This window comes from Shewanella sp. SM21, assembly GCF_025654335.1.
GTDB classification, from domain to species: domain Bacteria; phylum Pseudomonadota; class Gammaproteobacteria; order Enterobacterales; family Shewanellaceae; genus Shewanella; species Shewanella oncorhynchi.
In genome coordinates this window covers 69,071-80,738 of record NZ_JAKKRL010000015.1, presented here as the reverse complement: position 1 = coordinate 80,738, position 11,668 = coordinate 69,071, and the positions used below count along the sequence as shown (strand labels likewise).

Annotated in this window: 11 protein-coding genes; 7 read left to right on the top strand and 4 right to left on the bottom strand. The window is 41.6% G+C overall.

Annotated elements, in window-relative coordinates; genetic code table 11:
• Nucleotides 1-85 precede the first annotated feature (85 nt).
• Nucleotides 86-766 (bottom strand): pyrimidine 5'-nucleotidase, encoded by a 681-nt coding sequence (yjjG, locus tag L5L94_RS18285; protein WP_254451432.1) that lies wholly within the window; start codon nt 764-766, stop codon nt 86-88.
• 296 nt (nt 767-1,062) lie between these two features.
• Here yjjG and L5L94_RS18280 point away from each other — a divergent pair, with 296 nt between their 5' ends.
• The 6 genes from L5L94_RS18280 to L5L94_RS18255 all read left to right on the top strand — a co-directional run bounded on the left by L5L94_RS18280 (nt 1,063) and on the right by L5L94_RS18255 (nt 5,383).
• Nucleotides 1,063-1,959: a LysR family transcriptional regulator gene (locus L5L94_RS18280; protein ID WP_263164421.1), complete on the top strand. Its 897-nt coding sequence runs from the start codon at nt 1,063-1,065 to the stop codon at nt 1,957-1,959.
• Nucleotides 1,960-2,245: 286 nt separating this feature from the next.
• Nucleotides 2,246-2,512 carry a helix-turn-helix domain-containing protein gene (locus L5L94_RS18275; protein ID WP_168826547.1) on the top strand — a complete coding sequence of 89 codons (267 nt, stop codon included), beginning with the start codon at nt 2,246-2,248 and terminating at the stop codon, nt 2,510-2,512.
• Nucleotides 2,512-2,634, top strand: a complete 123-nt coding sequence (locus L5L94_RS18270) for a hypothetical protein (protein WP_263164420.1) — start codon at nt 2,512-2,514, stop codon at nt 2,632-2,634. Before L5L94_RS18275 ends, L5L94_RS18270 begins: the two co-directional genes overlap by 1 nt.
• Before the next feature lie 207 nt (nt 2,635-2,841).
• Nucleotides 2,842-3,198 carry a hypothetical protein gene (locus tag L5L94_RS18265; protein ID WP_263164418.1) on the top strand — a complete coding sequence of 119 codons (357 nt, stop codon included), beginning with the start codon at nt 2,842-2,844 and terminating at the stop codon, nt 3,196-3,198.
• Nucleotides 3,199-3,568: 370 nt separating this feature from the next.
• Nucleotides 3,569-3,799, top strand: coding sequence for a hypothetical protein (locus L5L94_RS18260; protein WP_263164416.1), 231 nt, complete (start codon nt 3,569-3,571; stop codon nt 3,797-3,799).
• A gap of 420 nt (nt 3,800-4,219) precedes the next feature.
• Nucleotides 4,220-5,383, top strand: coding sequence for a DNA cytosine methyltransferase (locus L5L94_RS18255; RefSeq protein ID WP_263164414.1), 1,164 nt, complete (start codon nt 4,220-4,222; stop codon nt 5,381-5,383).
• Nucleotides 5,384-5,852: 469 nt separating this feature from the next.
• Here L5L94_RS18255 and L5L94_RS18250 read toward each other — a convergent pair whose 3' ends face one another.
• The 3 genes from L5L94_RS18250 to L5L94_RS18240 all read right to left on the bottom strand — a co-directional run bounded on the left by L5L94_RS18250 (nt 5,853) and on the right by L5L94_RS18240 (nt 10,474).
• On the bottom strand, nt 5,853-7,739 hold the full coding sequence (locus tag L5L94_RS18250) for an ATP-dependent nuclease (protein ID WP_263164412.1): 1,887 nt from the start codon (nt 7,737-7,739) through the stop codon (nt 5,853-5,855).
• Between the two features lie 23 nt (nt 7,740-7,762).
• Nucleotides 7,763-9,061 carry a restriction endonuclease gene (locus tag L5L94_RS18245; RefSeq protein WP_263164411.1) on the bottom strand — a complete coding sequence of 433 codons (1,299 nt, stop codon included), beginning with the start codon at nt 9,059-9,061 and terminating at the stop codon, nt 7,763-7,765.
• A gap of 297 nt (nt 9,062-9,358) precedes the next feature.
• A complete protein-coding gene (locus L5L94_RS18240) occupies nt 9,359-10,474 on the bottom strand; it encodes a Fic family protein (protein ID WP_263164409.1) in 1,116 nt (371 codons plus the stop codon).
• Between the two features lie 359 nt (nt 10,475-10,833).
• Here L5L94_RS18240 and L5L94_RS18235 point away from each other — a divergent pair, with 359 nt between their 5' ends.
• Nucleotides 10,834-11,667, top strand: coding sequence for a sulfotransferase (locus tag L5L94_RS18235; protein ID WP_263164407.1), 834 nt, complete (start codon nt 10,834-10,836; stop codon nt 11,665-11,667).
• The last annotated feature ends 1 nt before the right edge of the window (nt 11,668 follow it).

The window sequence follows — 11,668 nt, the reverse complement described above, 5'->3', positions numbered from 1 at the left end:
CACTGAGGGAATATCAGTTAAAGCACTCACTCTGATTCACTAATATCGAGTGCGAAGTACTGAGCTAGGCTCAGTGAACAATCGTTTACGGTAACAGGATTTTTTGCAGCTCTTGGTGCGAGCTCACTTGATAGTGCGGGGCGATACCGGCGGGTACATCGTGGCCGTGGACGTTATACCAACAAGTATGAATACCTGCATTGATGCCGCCTTGGATATCTGAATGCGGGTTATCGCCGACCATGAGCACAGTCTCGCGCTCAGGATGGTCCATGAGTTCGAAGGCATGTTCGAAGATACCCACATCAGGTTTGGCTATGCCGACTTTTTCTGAAATCACTAAAATATCAAAATGATGCTGTAATCCTGTACGCTCTAATCGCACGGTTTGTAGCTCAGTGAAACCGTTAGTGATGATGCCTAATTTAGCCTTACCTTGGAGCGCGGCTAATAACTCGCGGGCACCGGGTAGCGGCGAACAAATTTCGGCCATTGCCGATAAAAAAGCACTATTGAGGGTCATGGCCGTGACAGATAATTTGTCAGCCCAAGGCTCGAAACGTATGGTCTGCAACTCGGCGGCAGTTATCTTGCCATCTTGATAATCAACCCAAAGTGGTTTGTTAACTAACTGATACTCATCAAAATCGGCTTGGGTAAAATCGACCCCAAACTCACTAAACATCAATTGAAGCCCTTTTAAGGCATCGAAATAAAATAAGGTTTCATCGGCATCAAACAAAATCCATTGGTAAGGCAAGGACATAGGAACTCTCTTTCTGACAAAATAGCTAAGACCCATCCTTATGCCGTTCAGTGGCATCGAGAATGGTACATCGGCGATTGCGGCAACACTGTGGCTAACTACCTAGCAGTAATCAAGATAAGCGATAAACATGAGCGATGAGCGCGAAAATAACTAGGCTTCACAGTCGACACCCGCAATCAGCAAGTGCATTAGTCTACCTTGCATCAAGGGCGATGATAACCACGATAATAAAAACTGACTGTTGAGGTATCATCAACAATAATGGCTGGGGAACGCGATAATCTAAGGACACCATGGAGCACTTTTCGGCACTACCTATCTTTGTCACTGTCGTGGAATGCGGTAGCTTTTCACTGGCAAGTCAAAAGCTTGGGCTGAGTAAATCGGCGGTGAGTAAACGCATTACCCTATTAGAACAAAGTCTGGGTATTCAACTCCTGCACCGTACCACTCGCAGCTTAAGTCTTACCGAGGCAGGCGCCCGCTACTTCGACTACGTTCGCCCTGCAGTTAAGCTCGCAGCAGACGGATTGGACGCCATTTCCGAGCTACAACAAGCGCCTCAGGGCAATTTACGCATTGCAGCCCCTATGGTATTTGGCCGCTTGCATATCGCCCCTTTAATCCCCGAGTTTCTGCGCCGTTACCCGAAAATACAGCTGCAAATGCAGATGGATGATAAGACAACCGATTTAATTGCTGGCGGATTCGATCTAGCGATTCGTATCGGCGAGCTACCAGATTCCAGCCTGATTGCCAGTAAAATCGCCCCTTGTTTAAGTGTCATTTGCGCCTCACCCGAGTATCTTGCTCGCCACGCTGCGCCACACACGCCGCAGCAACTTAGCCAACATAACTGTTTGTTCTACTCATACTTTCGTGATGGTGTTGAATGGACCTTCTTAAGCCCGCAGGGCCCAACTCGCATCCAGCCGAACGGTAACTATCAAGTCAACAATAGTGATGCCATCCACCAAGCCACACTCGATGGTCTAGGCATAGCCAACCTGCCGCGTTTCATGGTCGACGCCGACTTACAAGCAGGCCGCCTACAAGCCTTGCTCACAGATCATCCCCTCCCCGAACATGGCATTTACACGGTTTATCCACAGCGAAAACATTTGCCGACTAAGGTGAGTGTATTGATTGAATTTTTGATGAATAAGTTGGCGAGTGGCAAGTTAGGGTAAATTTTCACTTGTCAGTAATGAGGAAGGACAACTCTCTTTCACCCCCTATGAAAAATAAACAATAGACTATCAGACTGACTCTCTCGAGCGGCGGATAGCGAATCATTTGAACAATCAGATTTATGTTTTTAATCAATACTACACTTGCATTTTTAGCCACTATTTATACGCTACAACGTATATAAACAAATTATACGCTGTAACGTCTTAAACATTAACTATACGCTATAGCGTGTTAAGTTATGTTTATACTTTAAAGCGTATTGGGAAATAATGGGAATTCAAGATGAAGATCACCACAACCAAACAGCTTAGCGCTTATATACAAGATGTTCGCCAATCACAGGGACTCTCTCAGGCTAAAATTGGTGAGAAAATTGGCTTACGCCAAGGCACAATTTCCAACTTCGAACAGAATCCCGACAGCACTAAACTTGATACATTTTTCAAACTCTTATCAGCCCTCGAACTCGAAATAGAACTCAAACCTCGCAACGCGAGTGACAGTGATACAGGCCCATCTAACAATAAGCAATGGGCTCAGGAGTGGTAATGGCAGCACTTGACGTTTATATGAATGGCTTTCTAGTCGGTACTTTCTCTAAAGAAGATACTGGCGCTCACAGACTATCCGCAACGAAAATACCTCCCAACCAAAGTGACAGTATTGATTGAATTTTTGATTGAGTTCTTAGCAAAGAGATTAAGCAATTATTAGATAGGGTTAAGGATAAATACGGCTTTACATAATGGTTATAACGAACATAACCACACAGCCAAAACAGACTAATGAAAACACATTTAAACCAGATAAAACAGTTCGTTAAGCAAATACTTTAACTATACTTAACATCACTTAATGCGATGATTAAAGGCAGAAATATGAGTGCTTACCATCAAACATTTGGCTATGAATTTGATCTTGGCTTCGACCTAAGCTTATACCCATTTCTCATTGATAAAAGCTACCAAAATGACATGTGCCCCAGCTTTTATTTCAAACAAAAAAGCGACTACTTTATTCTTTGGGTAGACTATGCCGACCCCATTTGTCGCGAAGAAGATTATCCCCGCTACACCATCATTTCGGCCGTAAATGACGGCGACAACATACACCCAGAAATTCGTACCGCTTCTCAGCCAACACTACAGCTTGAATTTGAACAACCCAGTGAACTGATTGATTATCTAGAGCAGATAAAACAGCAACTGAGCGCCAAGGTCGTTTCAATACGGTAACCATGATATTAAACCGTAGCGATAATGCGGCGATGCACCCAAAGCTGAAAAACCAAGCTTGAAACTAATTAGCCGCCAGTAACAGTGCTACGCAACTGGCCCAGCACACAGACACGCCGTGAACCCATCCATGGGGGCTCCACCGCGCTGTCCCTAGCGCGGAGGGTCTGCTTAGCGGACCCCAGTTGCAGCCGCGCTACCATTCGAAACAGTGACTTAGTTTGCAGCATCTCGCATTGATTACCTAATAGCCCAAACGACATAAATGCCCGACTAATAAAATAAAACTATTCGATGTGACTCATAGTCCGTGGAGCATACAACAGCAATGCCTGAGAATATAAGCCCACCAATACACTAGGTTTACATCATGGAATACCAATCCGTTAGCCAGTTTGAAGAGGCTTATTTTGTACCTTATGAAGAAGAATGGTGTGGATACGAGATCTACATCGAACGAAACCCAGATCGGTACAGGGGAGGCTTTGAATGGTCGGTATGCTTTGATAATGAAGAAATTCAATCAGGGCTAGCGTTTCATTTTGATTTTGCACTGACAGAAGCACAACAATTTATTAGTTTTAGGGCAAAAGAGGATTAATTGCTTATGGATGGATTACTCGTTACCAATTGATATAAGAGTTAAATTTAAAAATGAGATCAAAAAGTGATACATGAAATGAGTCACTTAACCCACATTATTTCCCCTGTGACACGCCGTTCATACCTCCATGTAGGCTCGACTAAAACCTCCCTGCTTTAGACGGCCACTGGTGCAACAATGTCGATTTTAATATGACCTCAGCTCTATCAGGTATCTGTACTTATAGCCCCAAAAGCATTTATGCAAAAAAGCTATCTAACGACTAAGCATGTGGCGTTATTTTGTACGATGTGAACATAAGTTAGTCATTAAGTTTTATCACAATTACAAACTCCTCAATCACAAACTAAAAGCTAGCGGAATAGTGCTTGCCATGTATAATTTGCGGTTCGAAATTTGAGTTTGGACTGATGATTAATGAAAGCGATAGATCTATTTTCGGGTGCTGGCGGCTTATCTCTTGCCGCACATCAATGTGGCATTGATGTCATCGCAGCTATCGAACTAGATACAGCCGCTACGGTTACTTATCAACGTAACCTCATTGAACGCCTACAAGCGCCAACTAAATTAATTAATGGCGATATTAATGCTGTCGACTTGCCCGCCTTAATGACAGAGTTAAAGCTCAAACCAGGAAAATTGGATTTGCTCCTTGGTGGCCCACCATGTCAAGGCTTCTCTACTCATAGGATTAACGGTGCAGGTATTGATGATCCCCGAAATCAGCTTCTGTTGAAGTATTTTGATTTTGTTGATGGTTTACGACCAAAAGCGTTCTTGATTGAAAACGTGGCGGGACTTTTATGGAAACGCCATGAAAACTATCTCAATCAGCTTCTAGCTCTCGCAGAAACCCATGGCTATACCATTCATTTTTGCGACATTCTCAATACTAAAGACTATGGCGTGCCACAAAACCGTAAACGTGTTTTTATCTTTGGTACACGTAAAGACCTGAATGTTGATGCTGCAAATTTTCCGCCAGCAGCGACACACTTCTCACCGTCTAGTAATAAATCACCTTACTGGAAAACGGCCTCTACTGTATTTGAAAAAATACCAGCAGACCTTATAGAGCAATATATTGAAGAGTATTTTCGACCAAAAACTAAGCTTGCAGATGATGAAGCAAGAGATCTCCTACTCAACCTAGAATATGGTGAAGCAGTAAAAGAGGATGATCCTTGTAACATCACAATGCAGCCAACACCCAAAATGATTAGGCAATTTGAAGCTACACCTTTAAATGGAAGCCGCGAAGACGCTGGCGAAGAATTTAGGCTGCCCTGCCATTCAAATGGATATAAAGGTCATAAAGACGTATATGGCCGAGTAATGATCCACTTACCAAGTAATACCATCACTACAGGATGTAACAACCCCTCTAAAGGCCGTTTTGTTCACCCTTGGAAAAACCAAGGTATGACATTACGTCATGCCGCTCGATTACAAACTTTCCCTGATAGCTTTAATTTTTTGGGCACTTCGACTCAACAAGGTAAACAGATAGGTAATGCAGTTCCTGTTAAATTAGGAAAAGTGTTAATAAACACAATCAAGAAAATCATCAAATCGTAGTATAGAATATTTTTATTCTCAAAAAAAATAAACTTTTATATTAACAATGGAAAATCTATCAAACTAAATATTACTGAACCATAATAAATAGTCATCTGTCTAAATAGCTATTCCAAATAATAAGTCACTGTAATCACTCTGCCTCGCCCAAAATAACTAAATGCCAATTGCATTCTAAATCCATTTAAATCTTGTTATCGGAAAGCTCGACGCTACTGTAACACCGGCATGATGTAGTGCAATTAGAGGATCCTATTTAGAGGAAAACCATATTATCAATTATTATAACAGGGCAAAAATTACACATATGCATTGAAGAACTAAAAATTTCATACATTATATTCAAAGTTCTGCTTAAATTTCTTCAGTTACAACCTATAATATATGCCCACTCAATCCGTGGGCATGAGCTATAAATGTATACTATCACGCGAAATAAAAATCTCACTTATAGTTTTAAACCAAAATCTTAACTGTGCATTTTTTCAACACTTAAAATACTTGAAAGCAGCTCTTTAAAACTTCCCCATAATGGATGTTGTTTATTTCTTTTCTGCAAGAAAGCAATCTGCAAAGCAAATATAGCTTTAGCATCTGCATTAGCCTCACCTAGATTTGAAATTACCGCATCTCTAAATCTTTCTTTATATGTCCCTATCGTAAAATCTTCTTTAATTGCATCAATATTTGTAGGTCTATCACCTACGGCCATTTCCCAAATAAACTCTTCAGGCGTATCTACATTCATAAATCTAAATCTTCCATGATACAAGTCCAGTATTTTTAGTTTGAATTCTATTTTTTGTTCTGTATTACTTGCATTGCCGCCATTCAAAGGAAGTTTAATTTCACACCCCAAACCTTTAATTTGTTTTTGCAGTATATCATCTAAATCTGGATGTGAAGACTCGGGTATATCTTGACTATATAACTTAACAGCAATTTCACCTAAATTAAGCTCTTCACTATATTTTTCCCTATCAGTCTCATTTATAGATGAAAGCATATCTCCATCTAACAACACGATATCATCATTAAAATCATCATCTATTAAAAATTGGACAAGCAAGTTATTAATAATTGTTGGTGCCCCGCCAGGATAAGGTATAACACAATAAGTATTAAGTAACTCTGGATCAATCTCTTTTATAGCCTCTTCAACCAAAGCCTTAGCCAGCTCATCTTCAACATATAATTTTTTATTGCCATATGATTTTGAGCCTAACCTAATAAATGCCTGCTGTGGAGAACATTCATTTAGGATTGAATACCTTCCATCTACATTGTTATATTGAAAAAGTTTTATAGCATTATTTGGAAGGCCATAAACGAAATGCTCAGAATGGGTAGATAAAACAATTTGGTGACCATTCTTTCTAATTTCATCTAGAAGTAAATTCCTAAGTTCAATTTGTGCTCCTGGATGTAAAGAAACTTCAGGCTCATCTAACAAAATCAAGGAGTCTTTATTAGCTCTGAGCACTTTAACAGCGCAATTGACTACAGATACTTCACCACTACCTGCCACGGCTTCAGTATAGCGTTCATCTGAATTAGTAAAAATAATAGAATAACCATCATTGTTATATAAATCATGCGTAACAATTTTTGCTAAAATATATGATTTACCAAGAATCCTATTTACCCAGTACAATTCATTTTCATTAAGATTTACAACTGATTTAGTTGTGCGACAGTGCCAGGTTATGGGGAAATTAGTGTTATCATCAATATGTTGGCGAAGCGCTTTTGAACGATGCCTTATAAAATCTTGTTTTGATCTTATACTTTGCCTTTTTTCAAATTTTCCAAAATAAAAGAATTTATCGAAAGAACTTAATTCTGCCCTAAAATCAATGTAGACCACATCTTTATTAATAGCGTTCCAGCGTGTATCACTTCTAATTTCAGCATGACAAGCTTTATACTCTGGCATGCTATTCATACCATCTTTAATTGAAGGTCTAGCCGTTTCCCAATAATCAGGATCTTCTGGTTGATTACCTTTGGCCTTCCTTTTTCTACGTGTTTTAATAACTTCAATCTCAGCATTATATCCATCAGGCTTATATTGATATATAAACCTATTGACCTCACCACTACCTTCTACTATAGGGTCTAGAGAAGTCGAAAACCAAAAATCACTCACATTTTTACCATTAGGACAACCATATAATGCTTGAAGCGTAGATGACTTACCTGAGCCATTTGGCCCTACCAGCACTGTAAATGGGAAGTTAAAAGTAATTTCAGTATGCTGTTTAAGCTTTTTAAAATATGGAAATCGAATTTTATTTATATATCTTTTAAAACTTTTAACATTGCGTTTTTTTAATTCATTCAAAAAGTCTGACATCTAAATCTCTGCTCATTTATGTTTTAGCTGTTTAATATTTCTTCAACTTGCCTTTGCTTTAATCGCGATGGGTACACTGCATCCATCGCGATTAAAAACTCTGTGACATTCGAATACGCTTCGCTTTCATAGACTATCTTAGCAACTTCCTCTGCAAGCCTTCGTCCATGAATCAAGACTATTGGATACTTGTCTTCAATCACTTCTCGTTGAACTGAATCTGAAAAATAACTGGTGGTTACATACACACCTAGCCAGCCACGCTTTAAGCGGGCTACTGTACGAGCAATATGATTACCACCCGTAGGCGTATTGAGTGACTCGCATTTCGCCTGACCTAGCACAATCAACTCCACTTTGGAGAATCCACTACCCAAAGTCACCTTACCGATGAAATCGGCACCACCGTCACCCGAGCCTTGAGTCACCCAGCCTTTTTGATAAATGCCTAGCTCTCTGTCTAAAACACGCTCTGCAATCTCCTCAGCGAGCGCCTCAAATCTATGCTTCTTGTTAGCGTAGTAATCATAAATTTGATTTAAAATTTTGTCAGACTCAGAACCCGGAATAGGCTTTTGATTTATCGTTTTCTCTAGCTTTAACTTAGATACTCGGCGTCGTAGTTTGTTTAAAGCATTGCTACCTTCGCTCAGCCATTGTCGCCAGCTTTTAGGCGCTGTTTGATTGGTCATCTCTAGAGAAAAAGCTTTTTTACGGCGGCTATTTATCCAATCCCATTCGAACTCTTCATGCTCTGCTGCTATACAAAAAACGGTAAAGTCATAGGCATAGTTGGTAAACGTACGCCCGAGTTTGTTATCCCATTGCGTTACTAGCTCTATGCTATTAATCACACCCAATCCTTGAAACTGGGGATAACCCTTAGCAACACCATTCATAACTACGCGTCTAAAAAATAAGATAGGTGGAGTAAGAGAGCGCTCTAGTAGGCAATGTGAATGCGCTAATCGAAAAGCTTCGAGTAGCGCTTTGTTACCTGGTGCAGTAGCAGGATCTTTACCAGGTTCTTTATTGTCACCAAAGTAGCGGATATGACCGTTATCAACGTCATAAAAATCTTCCCAGGGTGTTTCTATTGAACCTTTCTTATTTGGACTACTGGAAATGAGTATTGCCGGGCGGACGAGTTGGCCCAAGCTGGTTTTAATCTTGGCACTAGGGTTTATTCCCTTTTCAAGCTGCAGATTGTTGGCTTCGATTGATTTGGTTAGAAAATGGAAATTGAGGTAGCCATCTTCATACATGTTTTCTCCACATGCTGGCTTTTTATATCTCAGTACATCACCAATCTGAATTTCCATTATTCGTTATCAATCCTTATCTAAGCAGCTTGGTGCAATATAACATACTGATATTTAATTAGAAGAAATGTGGATACCAATTGTGAGTATGCGCTTATTCAACTGCTAATTTATAACCTCACACAAGTACCACACTGAAGGTAAAGCGGTACAAGGGCTGCACAGCGGAAAATGGTATTGATAAGCAGGCCCTCTGCGCCATGGATGGCGCGGTGGAGCCCTCAAGGAAGAGTTTACGGCGTGCCTGCGGGCGATACCATTTTGTGGCCACTGCTGAGCCTTAAATCAAAGATCTCGCTACTTTCCGCTCGGCAATAAGTACCTTGTACTTCGGCCGCCGGCGTCGGCTTTAACTAAAAAGTGCTGTTCGACCATTTGCGCAAGATGACGGGTGGCGGTGGCGCGACTCACCTTAGCGACTTTTTGATACTGGCTACTATTAATCCCTAACTCAAAATCGCCGTCTAACATGCAATTGAGTACTTTGGCTTGCTCTTGACTCAATAAAGATTGGTCGACACTTTGCCAATACTGAGTTTTCGACAGCGTTCTGCTCACATCTGCCATCGCATTGAGTAAGCAATCATTGAGGGTCTCAAAAAACCATACTAACCAAGGAGTAATATCGACATCCCCCCTTTGAGTGGACTCTAAAATGTCATAGTAAGTTTGGCGACGGGCAAGAATACTGACCGACATAGCGTAAAAACGAATCGAGCGTTTCTCCGCTTGCGCCAAAGCTAAATCAGTCAATAAACGCGTGATGCGCCCATTACCATCATCAAGTGGATGAAGAGTAACAAACCAAAGATGTGTTATCGCCGCACGGATAAGCGGATCTAAAACCTGCGCTTGCCGTGAAGCATTAAACCATTCGATAAACTGCGAGAGTTCAGCATCCAATGCCGCTCTAGAGGGTGCCTCAAAATGTACTGTTGGTTTATCAATGCGGCCAGAGACAACCTGCATAGGTGTATCGCCACGCAGCGCTCCGCCAATAACAGGGTTAAACAGCGTATAACCCTGGGGAAATAACTGTTTATGCCAGCCCAATATCCGTTCAAGGGTTAACTCTGTATCTAAATTTTTTAAGGCATCGAGCATAATGTCAGCCAAACCATCGGTTTGCGCTGTTGTCGGATACGGTTTATCTTCAGTCACGCCAAGTTTTTTAGCTAAGGATGAGCGCACCGAAGCCGCATTGAGCTTTTCACCTTCGATGGCACTGGAATGGATAATGTTAGCGAGTAAGGTGTCAAGTGCAGCGTCTGAAGTTAATAAGCTATCGTCGTGACTTAGCATTTGCTTGCCAAGCAACAGGCCCTGATTGAAATAGACCTGACGCAGCAAGGCATCAATGCTGCTGGTGTTCCAATGAAACTTAGGCCAATCGGCTTGCTGCCAAATCCACATATCTACCCCATGAATCAAATAACAAGCCTATTCTACTCACATAATGAGGCGATTAACAAACCTATTCGCCTCATCAATACCAACATGGCTATGCAATACAGGGAAATGTGCCTTGTTGGTAATCCGGGAGCTCGTTTCTAAGCCTTGCGGTCAGCCATTTTTATCGTACAGCGGCCATACGATACTGTGGCGCCTTTACTGTGGTGTATTGCCGCTACGCGTGACTTTTATGTGTAGCCACCGACAAAGCCTTCGCACTGAGATATACTGCCGCCGCTGATTTGACACGCCAATGTGAAACGCCGAGGTGATAACTTACGGCTTTACCGCACCGCTGACACACATTCTGAGCCTAACCTATGCCTGATAACGCCAACAATTCACCAACCTCGACTCACGTACAATGTACTGCTAATGCACAGCGTATCGGCAATGTTCAACCTACTGGTCATTCACCGATTGCGACGCAAGATGCAATGCATCCAGTCCAGTCGAATGCGCTCAGTGACGAACAGATAAAGGTGAAAAAGCAGAAAGTCTTTATCATAGGTTTGCCACGCACGGGCACCACGAGTGTGAGTGTGGCGCTATTGGAGCAAGGGCTAAAAGTGGCACACATGGCCTTTACTAAGCAGGCATTTATGCTTGCCGATGCAGTGTCTGACACGCCTTGTTTCAGCGATTATCAGCAGTTGGATTTATTATTTCCCGAAGCAGTGTTTGTCTATCTCGACCGAGATATCAATACTTGGTTGCCTTCGATGCAGATGTTACTTGGTAAAATGGCACCCCATTTGGATGAAAAAACAGGCCGCTTCCATCCAATATTAAAGCGCAGTTTTAGGCATACTTTCGCCATAGATAAAGTGGCGGAACCTGCCAGCAGTGAGCACTTAATTGCTTGTTATCAAAAGCATCAGCAAGAAGTATTCGCTTACTTTAATGGGCGGGAAGACTTTATTTCAATTGATGTTAGCCATGCAGGAAGCTTGAGTCAGTTACTGCAATTTTTGGGAATGGAAGCAAACGCGAAGAATAGCGATGTTACATTAGGTTTAAGCGAGCCACTGAGTTTCCCTAAACTTAACGTGGGCCGCAACGTGGCAAGTTGGGGCGAATATAAACACCCCAACAAGGTCAACACCAATAGCGCAGGCCCACAAAGCCGTAAGTTTTTCGACTACACGCTTTAAC

What these genes read in the sequence shown, in the direction of transcription:
- yjjG (WP_254451432.1), bottom strand. Translation starts at nt 766, where the DNA reads ATGTCCTTGCCTTACCAATGGATTTTGTTTGATGCCGATGAAACCTTA.
- L5L94_RS18280 (WP_263164421.1), top strand. Translation starts at nt 1,063, where the DNA reads ATGGAGCACTTTTCGGCACTACCTATCTTTGTCACTGTCGTGGAATGC.
- L5L94_RS18275 (WP_168826547.1), top strand. Translation starts at nt 2,246, where the DNA reads ATGAAGATCACCACAACCAAACAGCTTAGCGCTTATATACAAGATGTT.
- L5L94_RS18270 (WP_263164420.1), top strand. Translation starts at nt 2,512, where the DNA reads ATGGCAGCACTTGACGTTTATATGAATGGCTTTCTAGTCGGTACTTTC.
- L5L94_RS18265 (WP_263164418.1), top strand. Translation starts at nt 2,842, where the DNA reads ATGAGTGCTTACCATCAAACATTTGGCTATGAATTTGATCTTGGCTTC.
- L5L94_RS18260 (WP_263164416.1), top strand. Translation starts at nt 3,569, where the DNA reads ATGGAATACCAATCCGTTAGCCAGTTTGAAGAGGCTTATTTTGTACCT.
- L5L94_RS18255 (WP_263164414.1), top strand. Translation starts at nt 4,220, where the DNA reads ATGAAAGCGATAGATCTATTTTCGGGTGCTGGCGGCTTATCTCTTGCC.
- L5L94_RS18250 (WP_263164412.1), bottom strand. Translation starts at nt 7,739, where the DNA reads ATGTCAGACTTTTTGAATGAATTAAAAAAACGCAATGTTAAAAGTTTT.
- L5L94_RS18245 (WP_263164411.1), bottom strand. Translation starts at nt 9,061, where the DNA reads ATGGAAATTCAGATTGGTGATGTACTGAGATATAAAAAGCCAGCATGT.
- L5L94_RS18240 (WP_263164409.1), bottom strand. Translation starts at nt 10,474, where the DNA reads ATGTGGATTTGGCAGCAAGCCGATTGGCCTAAGTTTCATTGGAACACC.
- L5L94_RS18235 (WP_263164407.1), top strand. Translation starts at nt 10,834, where the DNA reads ATGCCTGATAACGCCAACAATTCACCAACCTCGACTCACGTACAATGT.